This window comes from Streptomyces sp. NPDC033180, from assembly GCF_055577645.1.
Window position 1 is genome coordinate 228,614 of sequence record NZ_JBVIPU010000001.1, and the last position, 14,286, is coordinate 242,899.

At 71.8% G+C, this 14,286-nt stretch carries 16 protein-coding genes; 5 read left to right on the forward strand and 11 right to left on the reverse strand.

The annotated features are described in order from the left end of the window. The first annotated feature begins 7 nt into the window (after positions 1-7). The 3 genes from ACZ5WE_RS01110 to ACZ5WE_RS01120 all read left to right on the forward strand — a co-directional run bounded on the left by ACZ5WE_RS01110 (position 8) and on the right by ACZ5WE_RS01120 (position 2,845). On the forward strand, positions 8-1,297 hold the full coding sequence (locus ACZ5WE_RS01110) for an MFS transporter (protein ID WP_467690036.1): 1,290 nt from the start codon (positions 8-10) through the stop codon (positions 1,295-1,297). Beyond that, positions 1,294-2,331: a TolB family protein gene (locus tag ACZ5WE_RS01115; RefSeq protein WP_467690034.1), complete on the forward strand. Its 1,038-nt coding sequence runs from the start codon at positions 1,294-1,296 to the stop codon at positions 2,329-2,331. Before ACZ5WE_RS01110 ends, ACZ5WE_RS01115 begins: the two co-directional genes overlap by 4 nt. Before the next feature lie 82 nt (positions 2,332-2,413). Beyond that, on the forward strand, positions 2,414-2,845 hold the full coding sequence (locus ACZ5WE_RS01120) for a RidA family protein (protein ID WP_467690032.1): 432 nt from the start codon (positions 2,414-2,416) through the stop codon (positions 2,843-2,845). Positions 2,846-2,884: 39 nt separating this feature from the next. Here ACZ5WE_RS01120 and ACZ5WE_RS01125 read toward each other — a convergent pair whose 3' ends face one another. The 5 genes from ACZ5WE_RS01125 to ACZ5WE_RS01145 form a co-directional block, all read right to left on the reverse strand. Then, on the reverse strand, positions 2,885-3,946 hold the full coding sequence (locus tag ACZ5WE_RS01125; protein WP_467690031.1) for a glycoside hydrolase family 6 protein: 1,062 nt from the start codon (positions 3,944-3,946) through the stop codon (positions 2,885-2,887). Between the two features lie 327 nt (positions 3,947-4,273). After that, positions 4,274-5,227, reverse strand: a complete 954-nt coding sequence (gene pip, locus ACZ5WE_RS01130) for a prolyl aminopeptidase (RefSeq protein ID WP_467690029.1) — start codon at positions 5,225-5,227, stop codon at positions 4,274-4,276. Between the two features lie 45 nt (positions 5,228-5,272). After that, positions 5,273-6,508 carry an MFS transporter gene (locus tag ACZ5WE_RS01135; protein WP_467690027.1) on the reverse strand — a complete coding sequence of 412 codons (1,236 nt, stop codon included), beginning with the start codon at positions 6,506-6,508 and terminating at the stop codon, positions 5,273-5,275. Continuing rightward, complete coding sequence (locus tag ACZ5WE_RS01140) at positions 6,505-8,031, reverse strand: YfcC family protein (protein ID WP_467690025.1); 1,527 nt, start codon at positions 8,029-8,031, stop codon at positions 6,505-6,507. Before ACZ5WE_RS01140 ends, ACZ5WE_RS01135 begins: the two co-directional genes overlap by 4 nt. Next, entirely contained in the window at positions 8,028-9,395 is a 1,368-nt protein-coding gene (locus tag ACZ5WE_RS01145) for a M20/M25/M40 family metallo-hydrolase (protein ID WP_467690023.1), read from the reverse strand. Before ACZ5WE_RS01145 ends, ACZ5WE_RS01140 begins: the two co-directional genes overlap by 4 nt. A gap of 178 nt (positions 9,396-9,573) precedes the next feature. Between ACZ5WE_RS01145 and ACZ5WE_RS01150 the strand changes: the two genes are divergently transcribed. Further along, positions 9,574-9,996 (forward strand): RNA-binding S4 domain-containing protein, encoded by a 423-nt coding sequence (locus ACZ5WE_RS01150; RefSeq protein ID WP_467690022.1) that lies wholly within the window; start codon positions 9,574-9,576, stop codon positions 9,994-9,996. A gap of 39 nt (positions 9,997-10,035) precedes the next feature. Here the strand turns inward: ACZ5WE_RS01150 and ACZ5WE_RS01155 are convergent, their stop codons facing one another. The 3 genes from ACZ5WE_RS01155 to ACZ5WE_RS01165 form a co-directional block, all read right to left on the reverse strand. Continuing rightward, positions 10,036-10,491 (reverse strand): DoxX family protein, encoded by a 456-nt coding sequence (locus ACZ5WE_RS01155; protein ID WP_467690020.1) that lies wholly within the window; start codon positions 10,489-10,491, stop codon positions 10,036-10,038. A gap of 109 nt (positions 10,492-10,600) precedes the next feature. Continuing rightward, complete coding sequence (locus ACZ5WE_RS01160) at positions 10,601-11,305, reverse strand: class I SAM-dependent methyltransferase (RefSeq protein WP_467690018.1); 705 nt, start codon at positions 11,303-11,305, stop codon at positions 10,601-10,603. Between the two features lie 57 nt (positions 11,306-11,362). Continuing rightward, complete coding sequence (locus ACZ5WE_RS01165) at positions 11,363-12,307, reverse strand: acyltransferase domain-containing protein (protein WP_467690368.1); 945 nt, start codon at positions 12,305-12,307, stop codon at positions 11,363-11,365. A gap of 186 nt (positions 12,308-12,493) precedes the next feature. Here ACZ5WE_RS01165 and ACZ5WE_RS01170 point away from each other — a divergent pair, with 186 nt between their 5' ends. Beyond that, on the forward strand, positions 12,494-12,754 hold the full coding sequence (locus tag ACZ5WE_RS01170; protein WP_467690366.1) for a DUF6343 family protein: 261 nt from the start codon (positions 12,494-12,496) through the stop codon (positions 12,752-12,754). 63 nt (positions 12,755-12,817) lie between these two features. On the opposite strand, the gene ACZ5WE_RS01175 is transcribed toward ACZ5WE_RS01170, so the two are convergent. From ACZ5WE_RS01175 to coaE, 3 genes are all read right to left on the reverse strand, one after another. After that, positions 12,818-13,189 carry a tetratricopeptide repeat protein gene (locus ACZ5WE_RS01175; RefSeq protein ID WP_467690016.1) on the reverse strand — a complete coding sequence of 124 codons (372 nt, stop codon included), beginning with the start codon at positions 13,187-13,189 and terminating at the stop codon, positions 12,818-12,820. A gap of 84 nt (positions 13,190-13,273) precedes the next feature. Then, positions 13,274-13,657 carry a hypothetical protein gene (locus ACZ5WE_RS01180; protein ID WP_467690015.1) on the reverse strand — a complete coding sequence of 128 codons (384 nt, stop codon included), beginning with the start codon at positions 13,655-13,657 and terminating at the stop codon, positions 13,274-13,276. A gap of 14 nt (positions 13,658-13,671) precedes the next feature. Then, a complete protein-coding gene (gene coaE / locus ACZ5WE_RS01185; RefSeq protein ID WP_467690013.1) occupies positions 13,672-14,274 on the reverse strand; it encodes a dephospho-CoA kinase in 603 nt (200 codons plus the stop codon). Positions 14,275-14,286 lie beyond the last annotated feature (12 nt).

Here is a 14,286-nt window from a genome sequence, read left to right on the forward strand (position 1 = left end):
CGCTGAGATGTATCTGGCGTCAGCAGCGTCAACGGACGCGAAGGACAACGCCGAGGCAGAGGCAGAGGCAGCTTCGCGGGCTGAGGCCAAGCGTGGCCGTGTCGCCGGTCCCGTCTTCGCCCTCGGCGCGGTCAGCCTGGTCACCGACATTTCCTCCGAGATGGTCACAGCGGTCCTTCCGCTCTATTTCGTACTGCAACTCGGCCTGTCCCCCCTCCAGTTCGGTTTCCTCGACGGCCTCTACAACGGCGTCACCGCCTTCGTCCGGCTCATCGGCGGGTACGCGGCCGACCGCGGCGAGCGCCACAAGCTCGTCGCCGGCAGCGGTTACGCCCTCTCCGCGCTGTCCCGCCTTGCCCTGCTCCTGGCGGGCGGCGCCACGGCAGGGATCGGCGCCGCGCTCGCCGCGGACCGCATCGGCAAGGGCGTGCGGACCGCGCCGCGCGACGCGCTGATCTCGCTCAGCAGTCCGCCGGACGCCCTCGGCAGGGCGTTCGGCGTGCACCGCGCGATGGACACGACGGGCGCGCTGCTCGGTCCGCTCGCCGCGTTCGCGCTGCTCTGGGCGACGGCGGACGCGTACGACGCCGTGTTCGTGGTCAGCTTCTGCTTCGGGCTGCTCGGAGTGCTGATACTGGTGGCGTTCGTGCCGGGGCGGGGTGACATGGCGCCCGCCCCGAAAGGGGCGGATCGGCGAACGAGCGTCAGAATCAAGGTGGTTGACCTCCTCCGCCTCCCCGCCTTCCGGCGCATCCTCGGCGCCGCGTCCCTCCTCGGCGCCGCCACCATCGGCGACGCCTTCCTCTATCTGCTCCTCCAGCGGCGGCTCGACTTCGCGGTGAGCTGGTTCCCGCTCCTGCCGCTGGGCGCCGCCGCGGTCTATCTGCTGCTCGCGGTGCCCGCCGGGCGGCTCGCCGACCGCACGGGCCGCCGCGCCCCGTTCCTTGCCGGGCATGTGGCGCTGCTCGGCGGTTACGTCCTGCTGCTCTCGCCCACCGACGGCTGGGCCCTGCTCGTCGGCGTACTCCTGCTCCTCGGCATCTTCTACGCGGCCACCGACGGCGTCCTGATGGCGCTCGCCACGCCGGTGCTTCCGCGGGGGCGCCGGGCCAGTGGCATGGCGGTCCTGCAGACGGGCCAGGCGCTGGCCCGTCTGATCGCGGCCGCCGGGTTCGGCGCGGCCTGGACACTGTGGGGCGTCGGCCCGGCACTGACCTGCGCGGCGCTCGCGCTGACGGCGGCACTGGCGGGGGCGACGGCGCTGCTGCCCCGCCAAGAAGGGCGGACCCAGCCATGAAACCCCCGAGCAGCGATCCCACCCCCACCACGCCTCCTGCCCCCGCCCTCAAGTCCCCGCGCACCCGGGTCATCGCCGTGGCCGCGGCTGCCGCCGTCCTCGCGGCGGTGGCCGTCGGCTACACCCTCCACGCGGCCGACCGCGCCCAACCGGCCGCCGCCTCCTCGGGGTTCGCGCTCGACGCGGGCCACCTCTACTACCGCAGCACGGAAGCGGGTGCGGGCCGAGTGGCCCGCACCGGCACCACGCCCGGCAAGGGACCCCGTACCACGGGTGGCCCTTCCTGCGAGCGCTTCTACGCCGCGGCGAGCACCGGGCTGTGCCTCCAGCGACGCGCGGGAATCCCGCCCAGGTCGTACGCACTGGTCCTGGACCGGCAGCTGCGCGTGAAGCGGCGTATCGCGCTCACCGGCATTCCCAACCGGGCCCGGGTATCGGCGTCGGGCCACATGCTGTCCTGGACGATGTTCGCGACGGGGGACTCGTACGCGGGCTCCTCCTTCTCCACCCGCACATCGATCCTGGACACCCGCACGGGTTACTTGATCAAGAACATGGAGGAGATCCCCCTCACCATCAACGGCCGCCGCTACCACTCCCCCGACGTCAACTACTGGGGCGTCACCTTCACCAAGGACGACAACCGCTTCTACGCGACGGTCTCGACGAAGGGCAGGACGTACCTGATACAGGGCGACATGAAGCGGTGGGCGGCGCACGCGCTGCGTACGAACGTGGAGTGCCCCTCACTCTCGCCCGACAACACGCGCATCGCGTTCAAGAAGCGCGTACGAAAGGGGAGTTCGGACCCATGGCGCCTCTACGTCCTGGACCTCCGCACGATGCGCGAGCACCCGCTCGCCGAATCCCGCAACGTCGACGACCAGGCCGCATGGCTGGACGACGACACCCTGGCGTACGCCCTGCCGGGCGCGGAGGGCAGGAAGCAGGACATCTGGACGACGCGGGCGGACGGGGCCGGGGCACCGAACCTGCTGGTACGGGGCGGTACTTCACCGGCGGCGGTGCGCTGAGGGGCCTACAACCGCCCCCCCCACCCGGGCCCCGGGCGGAATTCGGGTGCGCACCGGCGTCCGCCTCCCGCAGGATCGGCCCATGACCACCACTCGCCGCAGTGTTTCCCATGTCGTCGTACCCACCCTCTTCCCGCCGCCCGGATACGCCCACGCCGCCCTTGTCGAGGCCGGCACCGAGCTCGCCTTCATGGCGGGGTCGGTGCCGCTCGATCCCGAGGGGAACCTCGTAGGGGAAGGTGACGTGGCACGCCAGACCGAGCAGGTCATCGCCAATCTCGACGAGGCCCTTCGCGCGATCGGCAGCGAACTGACGCAGGTGGTGGCGAGCACGGTGTACGTCGTGAGCGACGAGCCGGGCCCGCTGAGCGAGGCATGGGAGGTCGTCCGCGCCTCCGACCTGCTCGCGAAGGGCCCGCACACCTCGACGCTGCTCGGCACGACGTGCCTCGGCTACCCCGGCCAGCTGGTCGAGATCACGGCGACGGCGGTCGTACCCCCCAAGTCCGCCTGACCCCGGGTCCCGCCGGCGCCGACCTGCGGGACCCGCCCCTCAGCCCCGGGCCCGGCTCGCGAGTCCCAGGGCGTACTCCGGCCACCATTGCCCCGCTCTCGGCCCGCCCCGGCAGGTTCCGTCGGACTCGCCGGGGCGTTTGACCCACAGGTAGGCGTCGAGGACGGGGTCGCCGGTGACGGAGGTGGGCGAGGTGCCGAGGGCGCGGCCGGGCGGGTTGCACCAGGGCTCGTCGCCGTCGCCCGCGTAGGGGCCGTTGCCGTTGCGGCTGCTGTCCACGACGAAGTGCTTGGCGCCGCCGAGGGCTGCGGCGAGGCGGCGACCGAAGGCCGAACTCTCCGCGTCCGACCGGTAGTTGGACACGTTGACGGCGAAGCCGTCGGCCCTTGCGATCCCGGCCTGCCGCAGCGGGGCGAGCAGTCGCCGCTCGTCGGGGATCCAGCTGGAGTTGCCCGCGTCCAGGTAGACCCTGGTGTGCGGGCGTGCCTTGAGGCGGTCGACGGCGTAGGCGAGCAGGCCGTACCGCTCGGCGGCGTCGGCCTTCGCGCAGCCCGCGATCTTCTGCGCGACGGCATCCGGTTCGACGATGACGTACGCGGCGCGCTCCCCGATGCCCGCGGCGAACTCATCGATCCACTGCCGGTACTCCACCGCGTCCCCCGCCCCACCTCCGGAGTAGTCACCGCAGTCGCGGTACGGGATGTAGTACGCCACGAGCACCGCGGTGCGCTGCTCCGCTGCGGCCGCCTCCGTGACCGCACGGACCACCGCCCCCGGCCCCGAGCTGTGCAACCAGACGGCTTGCGGACGCCCCGCGATGCGCTGAATGAGCTGAGCATCGGCGGTCCGCCCCTGGCTCCGCCATGCGGCGACCTGCCGGGCTGCGGCACTGTTCGGATCGACCCAGAAGGTGGCGTCGGAGGCGGGGGCTGTCGGGCCGGGGGCGGGGGCTGTCGGCTCAGGAGCGGGGGAGGCATGCGGGCCCGCCCCGGCCGCCTCCGCGCCGCCGGACGCCGCCGCGCACAGCAGGAGCACGGTGGCCAGCAGCCGGGTGAGGCGGGGGCGGGCTCGGCCGGGTGATCGGAAGGGCGGCTGCGACACCGGGCACCTCCAGTGGCTCGACGCCGGACCGGCCCGGCGTGTTCCCCGGAGTCTGCGGTCGTCCGGCCCCCGCCATGCCTCGTACACCGCCGGTCGGGCGACAGTCCACCCGAAGAATCACTCCGACGGCGGCGCTCAAGTGCGGGCCTTCGGTGGAGGTTTGATGTTGCCGCCGAACCGGCTCGTGGTCGTTCTGCGGGAAGGAGGAAAGGATTGGCCCCGACCCCGCCCCTTCCCGGCTGTGACATTTGCGGCTCCGCCGCGGGCCGCTCGGCGCGGGGGCCTTGGATGCCGTCGATCACCGGCTCCGCCCCAGTTTCGGGCGCCCTACCCCGACCGGTACCGATCCGTCGCCGCCACCAGCTCATCCGCGATCCCCCGCGCCCCCGCGTCATGCCCCGCAGTACCGACAAGAACCAACTCGCTGCCCGGCCAAGCCCGTTGGAGACGCCAGGGGACGCCCACCAGGTTCCCGAAATCGAGGCTCCCCTGCACCAGCGTTCCCGGGATTCCGGCCAGCGCCCCCGCGTCCCGCAGGACGACCTCGTCTCCGCCGAGCCAGTGGTCATGGGCGAAGTAGTGCGTGACGGTCCTGGTGAAGCCCGCCCGGAAGGTCTCGTCCTCGTACCGGGGAACAGACCGCGGCGGCTGCGACGCGAAGGCCGTCTCCCAGTCGGTCCATGCCCGCGCGGCGGCGGCCCGGACCTCCGCGTCGGTGGACTCCAGGAGCCGGTTGTAGGCGGCGGCGAGATCCCCGTCCCGCTCCCCCGCCGGGGCCCCCTCCCGGAACGTCTCCCACGCCTCGGGGAAGATCTGCCCAAGGCCCCTGGTCATCAGCTCGACCTCGGCCCGGCTCCCCGTGGCGAGCCCCGTGAGGACCAGCTCCGTCACCCGGTCGGGGTACGTCTGCGCGTACCGGAGCCCCAGCACGCACCCCCAGGACCCGCCCCACACCAGCCATCGCTCGATCCCCAGATGCCGCCGCAGCAGCTCAAGGTCGGCCAGCAGATGCCCGGTCGTGTTGACGCTCATGTCGGTACGGGGATCACTCGCGGGCGGCGTCGAACGCCCGCACCCGCGCTGGTCCAGGAGCACCACCCGGTACGCGTCGGGGTCGAAGTACCGCCGGAAGAACGGCGTGCACCCCGACCCCGGCCCTCCGTGCAGGACCACCGCCGGCTTGCCCAGCGGATTCCCGCAGACTTCCCAGTACACGCGGTTGCCGTCGCCGACTTCGAGCATGCCGTGGTCGTACGGCTCGATCTCCGGATAAAGGCCCATCGGCCGACGATAACCGCGCTCGACGCGCACCACGCGCCTCGCCGCTCACCCGGCCCGCAGGCCCCGCATCCGCCCGTACGCGTACACGCATCCCGCGAGCGCCAGGTCCGAGAGCAGCATGAAGCCGATCGAGTACGAGTCCTTGGCGCTGTAGATCGCGCCCATGACCAGCGGCGGGACGAAGCCGCCGAGGCCGCCCACCGCGCCCACGATGCCCGTCACGGACCCGACCTGTGCCTGAGGCGTCACCTGCGAGACGAGCGCGAAGACGCTGCCGCTCGCCGTGCCGAGCCCCGCCGCCATGGCCAGGAAGCAGATCGTGCCGCCCGGGTTCAGTGACGGTTCGAAGGCCTGCGCGATGGCGAAGACCGCGACGACGGCCAGCGCGAACGAGGTGACCGTCGCCGGGTGGATCCGGTCCGAGAGCCAGCCGCCGATGGGCCGGAAGATGACGGTGACCAGCGCGAACCCGGCCGCCTTGGTGCCCGCGTCCGTGGGCGAGAGGTCGTACCAGGTCTTCAGATACGTGGGCAGGTAGACGCCGAAGGCGACGATGCCGCCGAACCCGATCGCGTACAGCGCGGAGAGTTCCCACGTCACCCGCAGCTTCCCCGCCTCCCCGAGCCGGGTCGCGAGCGGGCTCGTCGGCACCGGACGGTCGGGGCGGTCGGTGATCAGCAGGGCCGCGAGCACCGCGAACGCCGCGAGCGCGATGGCCACGACCAGGAACGGCAGGTTCTCGCCGTGCTTGGCGATGCGCGGCGTGAAGTACCCGGAGAGCGCCACACCGCCCATGCCCATCCCGAAGACCCCGAGCGCGAAGCCCCGGTGGGCGGGCGGGAACCAGGAGTTGACCAGCGGGATACCGATCGCGAAGGTCGTTCCGCCGAGGCCGAGCAGGAAGCCGACGGCGAGCATCGCGACGTAGTTGTCCTTGGCCGGGATGATCAGCAGCACCGGCACGATCGTGAGCGCCGAGACCAGCGGGAACATCCGCTTGGCGCCGTAGCGGTCGGTGAGTGCGCCGACCGGGACGCGGCCGAGCGAGCCGACGATGACCGGCACCGCCACCAGCAGGGACTGTGCGAACGAGGAGAGCCCGAGCCGCTCCCCGAAGTCGCTGCCGAGCGGTGCGATCAGGTCCCACGCCCAGAAGGTGAGCGTGAACCCGACCGTGGCCACGGCGAGGTTGCGGTAGGCGGCGGCCGAGGGACGAGCCGCGGCGGCGGATGTGTTCGCCGGCGGGTTCGCCAAGGGGGTTGCCGATGAGTTTGTTGTCATGTGAGTGCCGCTCCTAGCGCCACGAAGGCGCAGATCAGTACGAAGAGGATGGCCAGCAGCGGCCAGACGAACCGCAGGTATTTGTCGTAGCCGACCTTCGCGAGCGCGACGCCGCCGATGGTGACGGCGGTCGTCGGCACCCAGAGGTTCATCCACCCGCTCGCCGACTGCCAGGCCGTGACGACGACCGAGCGTGAGACCCCGGCGAAGTCGGCGAGCGGGGCGAGGATCGGCATGGCGAGGGTCGCGTGGCCGGAGGTGGACGGGATCAGGAAGGCCAGCGGCAGGTTCACGACGAAGACGATGATCGCGAAGAGGCCGGAGGACGTGCCCTTCACCACGCCCTCGATGGAGTGCAGGACGGTGTCCGTGACCTTCGAGTTGTTCATGATCACCGTGACCCCGCGCGCGAGGACGATGACGAGGGCGGGTGAGATGAAGTCGGCCGCGCCCTGGGTGATCGTGGAGCTGAGCTTCTGCTCGCCCATGCGTGCCACGCACCCGACGAGCACCGCCGCACAGAGGAAGAGCGCCGCCAACTGCGGGAAGGACCAGCCGAGTTCGAAGCCGTACGGCTTCGCGTCGGCGTCGCCCGTGAGCGCGCTCGCCCAGGGCACCACGGAGAAGATCATGAAGGCGAAGACGAGGGCGACCACGACGAGGACGGCCTTGTGCAGGCGCGTCAGCTCCGGCACCTCGCCCGCGTCGGCAGCGGTCTGCTCGCGGTCACCGGGCAGGAAGCCGGAGAGGGAGCGTTCCGGGTTCTTCCGTACGCGCTTCGCGTAGCGGATGACGTAGGCGATGGTGACCGCGGTCAGGACGATCCACATCGCGAACCGCAGCACGATGCCGTCGCCCAGTGAGATGTCCGCCGCAGAGGAGGCGACTCCGGTCGCGAACGGGTTGACGGTCGAGCAGAGCACGCCGACCCCGGCGCCCAGGATGATCGCGCCGACCGCGACCATCCGGTCGTAGCCGAGGGCGAGCATCAGCGGCACGATCAGGCCGTAGAAGCCGAGCGTCTCCTCCGCGAAGCCCTCGACCGTGCCGAGGACGGAGAAGACGAGCATCACTCCCGCGATCAGCATCGCGCCGCGCTCGCGGAGCCGGTGCGCGAGACGGCCGATGCCGCGGTCGAGGGCGCCGGTGGCGAAGACGACGGTGATGAACGCGCCGATGGCGAGCACGAACAGGAACACGCCCGCGCTGCCGTACAGCTCACCGGCCAGGTCGGGCCCGACGACGCCCGACTTCTCGTCCTGGATGCCGTACAGGCCGTTGACCGGGGCGAGGAAGAGGTCGTTCAGGCGGTCGACGAAGGTCTGGTCCGAGTCGACGCGGTGGTAGCTGCCCTGGACGGGGGCGCCCTTGTCGTTGCGGTCGTAGGCACCGGAGGGGATGAGGAAGGCGAGCAACCAGACGGCCACGGTGACGATCGCGAGGATGGTCAGGGCGCTGGGAAAGGTGAACTTCCGCTTGTACCGCGGCTCTTCGGTGCCGGGGTCGGTCGCGGTGGTGCTCATGCGGGGCGCTCCGCGGTGACATCGAATCCGCCGAAGTCGGCGGCGTACTCACGCACGAAAGCCGCCATGGCGATGACGGTGTTGCGCAGCTCGGAGAAGAGGACGCGTTCGTTCGGGGCGTGCAGATTGCACATGCTGTCCTGGGCGCCGAAGAGCAGGACCTCGGCGCCGGGCGCCGCCTTCGCGAGGCCGTTGACCAGGGGGATGGAGCCGCCGGTCGCCACGAACGAGGCCTCCTCGCCCCAGGCCTCCTTGAGCGCGGCGCGCGCGGCACGGTAGGCGGGCCCGCCGGTGGCGGCCTCGTAGCCGGGGCCCGTGTCGCCGGGCGTGACGGTGAGGGGGACGCCGAAGGGCCTGAGCGAGCGCAGGTGGTCGACCAGCTTGCCCCGCGCCTCCTTCGGGTCCTGACGGGGGTGGAAACGGAGGTTCAACTTGGCGCGTGCGTACGGCACGACCGCCGACGCGGCGTGCTCGACCGTGGGCGCGTCCAGGCCGATCACCGTGATCGCGGGGCCGCTCCACAGCCGCTCGCCCAGGCTGCCGCTGCCGATGAGCGGCACCCCGTCGCGCACACCGGCGAGCGAGCGGAACTCGTCTTCGGTGTAGCTCGTGCCGCTCCAGTCCTCGCGCCGAAGGCCCTCCACGGCCACGTCTCCGTGTACGTCGTGAAGGGTGGCGAGGGCCTTGAGCAGGACGAGCAGCGCGTCGGGCGCCGCGCCCCCGAACTCCCCGCTGTGGCGCGGCTCGTCGAGGGTGCGGACCTCCACGACGACTTCGGACGCGCCGCGCAGGGCGGTGGTGAGGGTGGGGGTGCCGGGCCGGAGGTTGCCGAGGTCCGCGACCACCATGGCGTCGCAGGCGAAGCGCTCCGGGTCGGTGGGCGGATAGTCGTCGAAGGCGCTGCCGTACTCCTCCTGCCCCTCGATGACGATCTTGATCCCGACGGGTGGGCGGCCGCCGTAGGCCCGCAGCATCCCCAGGTGCGCGATGACGTTGGACTTGTCGTCCGCGATGCCGCGGGCGCGCAGGCCTCCCTCGATCGGGGTCGGCTCGAAGGGCGGCGACTTCCACAGGCTCTCGTCGCCGGGCGGCTGGACGTCGTAATGGCCGTAGAGCAGGACGGTCGGCGCGTCGGGGGTGGGCGGCGGGATCTCCCCGTAGATCACGGGCGCGGTGTCCGGCAGATCGAGCCGCTCGACGCTCGGGACGCCCGCTTCCCGCAACAGCCCGACGATCAGATCGTGTGCCTCCTGCACCGGTGCGGCCGGGAAGCCGGGGAAGGCGATCGACGGGATCGCCGCGAGCCGTTCGAGGTCGGCGCGCAACGTATCCATCAGGTCATCGACGGTGGCTTCGAGCTTCATGGGCGGCACCCCTCGGTCTACGTCCTGCTTTGCGACGAATAGCCCGAATTATCAGACTCCGAGGGGAACGGTTTCCGAACGGCTCGCCGTGCGGGAGGGGATGCCGCACTGCTGCCGCACTGCGCTTGCCACGTCGCGACCCCGCCCTGCGCCGCCGGGCAGGCATTAAAGTCGGAGCATGGCTTCGGAGACTTCAGGCGGGGGCGCGAGTACGGGCGGTGTCGCGGGCGGGGGTTCCGTGCGCGTCGACGCCTGGATCTGGGCCGTACGTCTGGTGAAGACCCGCCCCATGGGCGCTGCGGCCTGCAAGGGCGGCCACGTGCGGGTCAACGGCGAGCGTGTGAAGCCCGCTTACGCCGTGCACGTCGGCGACGAAGTACGCCTGCGGCACGCGGACGGCCGCGAACGCGTCGTCGTCGTCAAACGCGTCATCCGCAAGCGCGTCGGCCCGCCGGTGGCCGCCGAGTGCTACGTCGACAACAGCCCTCCCCCACCGCCCCGCGAGGCCGTGGCCCCCGCCGGGGTGCGGGACCGGGGAACGGGCCGCCCCACCAAGCGCGACCGCAGGGAGATGGAACGGCTGCGCGGCTTCGAGGGCTGAGCCCGTCCCGATCGGACACCCGGCCCCGTACGCCGCTTCTCACGCCCCGCGTCGCATGAGGAGACGGACAAGCTCCGTCGTCTGCCCGCGCCGGGCCCAGGCGATCCACGCGAGCGGCAGGATCAGGATGAGCGGCGTGGCGGCGTTCTCCCCGCCGAGCGCGGTCACGCTCACGACGAACGCGCCGATCATCAGCCCGATGAGGGCCGTCGCGCCCACGGAACCGAGCACCGGAACCAGCAGTGCGATCCCGCCGAGCACCTCAAGGGCGCCGATCGTGTACATCCCCGGATCGCCCCATCCGAGCTTCTCGAAGGCCTCGCCCGCCGTGGGGTGCGCGATCAGCTTCGGCGCCCCGCTTGCGATGCCGAAGAACAGGGCGAGCACCACCTGAACCGTGCGCAGCGCGATGCGGACGGAGCGGTGGCCGGTGGTGGTGCCGGCGGAGGCGGTGGGGACGATGGCGGCGGAGGCGGCGGAGGCGGTCGTGGTCATGGTGATCTCCTCGGTGAGCAGGGGCTGTTGTGCTGTCACCGTGATAGACCGGACCGCCCCGCGGAACTCATCGCCGGTCAGCGAGCCATCTCCGCACAGCGCCACCGCCTCAGCGGACCGGCACGGCCCGCACCCACATCCCGTCCTCCGTCAGGTACTTGTCGACCCGGAGCCCCGCCTCCTCCAGCGCCTGCTCGAACTGCTCCTTCGTGAGCGGCCGGGCGCGGAACGTCTGGGTCCATACAGCGTCCGGGAAGACGTACTCCGCGTGCACCTCGTTCACCCCGTCACCCACCGGCTCCGCCGACACGATCCGCACCGTGTACCCGCCCGGGTCGACCCGCTCCCTCGGCAGGTTCGTGTGGTAGTCCGCGCCCTCGCGCTGGATCAGTACACAGCCGTCGTCCGTCACATGGCTCCGGCAGGCCCGCAGCATCCCGCGCCGGACCGCCAGGTCGCCGGTGTGCACGAGGAACGACGCGAGCGTCACCACCTCGAACCGCTCCCCCAGGTCGAGCTGCTCGATCGGGCTCCGGATGGTGCGCACTCTCCCTTCGAGTGCGGCGACCTTCTCCAGCATCTCGGCGGACTCGTCCACCGCCGTGACCCGGAAGCCGCGCTCCAGGAGGGGGCGCGTCACCCGCCCCGCGCCGCTGCCCAGCTCCAGCATGTGCGCCCCGGCCGGCACCGCACCGGCGATGACATCGGGCTCGTCCCCGGCGGACAGGCGCGCGTACAGCTCCACCGCGCAGCCGTCCGGCGTGATCGCTCCGGGGCCCGTCCCCTCGTATCCCTCACGCATCTCCACACTCATGCCCCCTCAACGAAGTGCCCCGAGGGCCCGTTCCCACCTCTCCCCGCGGCCCGGGGTCTACAGCGGAAACCAGCCATGCCCCCCGTACCAGTGACCGCCCGCCCGCAAGTGGTCGCCCACGGCCCGCTCCGCCCTTGTCCTCCTTGGCAGTTCGGCCACGGGGATGTCCTGGTCGCCGAAGACGAAAGCGACGGGGGTGGTGTCGTCCGGCTCCCGCTCGTATCCGGCAGCCGGGTGGAAGCGCTCCTGGAAGCGGACGATGTTCGAGTCCGCCGACAGATACCGCTTCAGTTGTGGGTCGAGCAGCCAGGAGTGGCACACGGCTGTCTCATATCGCTCCTCCGGGAAGTGCCGCGCGAAGAACTCCCGCGCCTGCGCCAGCGACCGGTCGCAGGACTCCGGGGTCAGCGGCCCCCGGAAGTCGGTGATGTGGAGGTTCAGGCAGGGATCGCCCCGCCCCGCGGAATGCCCCGCCGCCGTCACCGCGCCGCCCATCCGCTCCCCGAGGACGGCACGCTGGAACTGCAGCCGGCCCAGTTGGTAGCGCTCGCCGCGGAAATGCAGGGAGTTCCAGCCCGGGTGCAGCAAACCGGGGCCACCGCGCGCCCGGCGGTGCACCGCCATGTGTCGGCCGAGGTCCGCGAGCGTGCGCCGGGAGATGTCGTCCGGGATGCCGCGGCCGCGGTGATACGCACGTACGTACGGCAGTGCCGCCACGAACACGTAGAGGTAGAAGAAGGCCCCGAGTCCGCCCAACTCGGCCGGCAGTGGCGGGTACTGCGGGCCCGCCCCTGCCTTCCCCATGTCCCGTACCGTCCCGTCCACGCTGCGGTCGAGCAGCCACCGCGCCCCGGGGTCCCCCATCAGCCGCCCGCGCAGAGCCACCAGGTCGTTGATGTCCTCGTGCGGCACGGCCAGGTCGAGCAGCACGTCCGGCAGCTCGCCGGCCGGGGGCAGCACCGCCTCGGCCCGTGGCTCCCGCGCGTCCTCAAGATCCTTCAGCCACGCGGCGAGGCGCTCGTCCGTCCTCGCCCGGTTCCTCAGTACGTCCAGCACAGTCCCGTCCCCGATCGACACATCTACGATCTTGAAGCCTCCGGCCCTTCCGGTCCACTGCCCGCAGGTGGATCCTGGAAGGTGTCAGACGCCCGGGCAACGGGGTGGCAAGGGAGGAGATGACCTCTCATGATGCGCACAGGCAGTGAGCCGGTGACCGCGCGCAGTCCGCTGCGCATGCGTTTCTGGTTCAGCGTGTGGGGTCTGATCTGGGCGACGTTCGGCACCGTCGCCTTCGCCCTCGCGGGGCGCCCCGAGTGGGCGGCCGCGTGCGGCGTGCTGTGGCTGATCGTCACCGCCGACATGGCGATGATCCTGCGCCACATCCATCAGGGCCCGCACTACCAGCCGGGCCGCGACATCCCGCCGTACGACCCCCCGAGGACCGGCTAGCCCGCGTCAGCCCCCGAGGGCCGGCTAGCCCGCGTCAGCCCCCCGAGAGCCGGCTGGCCCGCGTCAGCCATCGGCGTCGTCGAAGCGCGCCGCCGCCAGATAATCCGGCTGCGGGTCGAGCGCGGCGGCAAGGCGGAAGTGGCGCCGGGCCTGGTCGGGCCGCGCCCCGCGTTCGTAGGTGCGGGCGAGTGCGAAGTGCGCGAAGGCGTTGTCCGGCTCGCGCTCCAGGACGATGCTGAACTCAAGCTCCGCAGCGCGCAGTTGAGCGGCGGCGAAGAAGGCGCGGGCACGCAGCAGCCGCGCCGCCGTGTTCTCGGGGTGGGCCGCGATGACCGTGTCGAGCAGCTTCACGGCGCCTCTGGGATCCCGCGCGGCAAGAAGCTGCTCCGCCGCACGGAAGTCGATGACATGGGTCTCCGGGGTAATTTCGGGCACGCGTGACTCCTTCCCTCGCTGCACTGTGTCAACGCCCGCTACGCCGACGCCTATTCCGCCGGTCCCCATCGGGCGCCCGGAGCCTCACAGCGCAAGGACCGTGAGCACAAGACCGAGCGCCAGAACCACCGCCCCCGCCGCCACGAACCCCCGGTCGATGCCCCTGCGCTCGCGGCCGAGCACGACGGTCTCCCGGGGATCATCACTGTCGTACGCGATGCGCACCCGGTCCCCTGCGGCGAGCGGGCGCCTGCTGCTCGGCGGCACCGGCGACACCACCTCGACGACCCGGCCGTCCCCCGTCTCGAACTGCAGCACCGGCCGCTCGGCCCCCGGCGGCGCCGCCTTGACCAGGGCTTGCGCCACCTCGCCCGCGGCCGTGATGCGCCGGGTCTGCCGCAGGCCGTACGCCCCGGCCAGCAGCGCGACCAGGCCGCCCAGGGCGGTGAACGCCGCCAGTACGACCACTCCCCCGCCCCCTTCTAGGCCGCCCGAGCCCGCCGCGCGAGGTCAGCCCACACGGCGGCGACGCGCTGTTCGAGACCCTCCAGCGGGCCGTCGTTGTCGATCACGATGTCGGCGATCTCCAGACGCTTCTCGCGCGTCGCCTGAGCCGCCATCCGCGCGCGGGCGTCCTCCTCGCTCATGCCGCGCAACCGCACGAGACGATCCAGCTGGGTCTCGGGGCTCGCGTCGACGACGACCACGAGGTCGTAGAGCGGCGCCAGGCCGTTCTCCGCGAGCAGCGGCACGTCATGGATGACCACGGCGTCCTTTGAGGCCGCGTCCTCCAGCTCGGCGGAGCGGGCGCCGACCAGGGGGTGGACGATCGAGTTCAGTACGGCCAGCTTCTTCGGGTCGGCGAAGACGATCGAGCCGAGCCCCGGCCGGTCGAGGGTACCGTCCGGAGCGAGGATCTCCTGGCCGAAGGCTTCAACGATCTTCGCCAGGCCCGGAGTTCCGGGCTCCACGACTTCCCGCGCGATCTTGTCGGCGTCGATCAGCACGGCTCCGGACGCGACAAGGAGACGCGAGACTTCACTCTTGCCGGCGCCGATACCGCCGGTCAGGCCCACCTTCAGCATGACCGGCAGCTT

What these genes read in the sequence shown, in the direction of transcription:
- ACZ5WE_RS01110 (WP_467690036.1), top strand. Translation starts at nt 8, where the DNA reads ATGTATCTGGCGTCAGCAGCGTCAACGGACGCGAAGGACAACGCCGAG.
- ACZ5WE_RS01115 (WP_467690034.1), top strand. Translation starts at nt 1,294, where the DNA reads ATGAAACCCCCGAGCAGCGATCCCACCCCCACCACGCCTCCTGCCCCC.
- ACZ5WE_RS01120 (WP_467690032.1), top strand. Translation starts at nt 2,414, where the DNA reads ATGACCACCACTCGCCGCAGTGTTTCCCATGTCGTCGTACCCACCCTC.
- pip (WP_467690029.1), bottom strand. Translation starts at nt 5,227, where the DNA reads ATGGGCCTTTATCCGGAGATCGAGCCGTACGACCACGGCATGCTCGAA.
- ACZ5WE_RS01135 (WP_467690027.1), bottom strand. Translation starts at nt 6,508, where the DNA reads ATGACAACAAACTCATCGGCAACCCCCTTGGCGAACCCGCCGGCGAAC.
- ACZ5WE_RS01140 (WP_467690025.1), bottom strand. Translation starts at nt 8,031, where the DNA reads ATGAGCACCACCGCGACCGACCCCGGCACCGAAGAGCCGCGGTACAAG.
- ACZ5WE_RS01145 (WP_467690023.1), bottom strand. Translation starts at nt 9,395, where the DNA reads ATGAAGCTCGAAGCCACCGTCGATGACCTGATGGATACGTTGCGCGCC.
- ACZ5WE_RS01150 (WP_467690022.1), top strand. Translation starts at nt 9,574, where the DNA reads ATGGCTTCGGAGACTTCAGGCGGGGGCGCGAGTACGGGCGGTGTCGCG.
- ACZ5WE_RS01155 (WP_467690020.1), bottom strand. Translation starts at nt 10,491, where the DNA reads ATGACCACGACCGCCTCCGCCGCCTCCGCCGCCATCGTCCCCACCGCC.
- ACZ5WE_RS01160 (WP_467690018.1), bottom strand. Translation starts at nt 11,305, where the DNA reads ATGAGTGTGGAGATGCGTGAGGGATACGAGGGGACGGGCCCCGGAGCG.
- ACZ5WE_RS01170 (WP_467690366.1), top strand. Translation starts at nt 12,494, where the DNA reads ATGCGCACAGGCAGTGAGCCGGTGACCGCGCGCAGTCCGCTGCGCATG.
- coaE (WP_467690013.1), bottom strand. Translation starts at nt 14,274, where the DNA reads ATGCTGAAGGTGGGCCTGACCGGCGGTATCGGCGCCGGCAAGAGTGAA.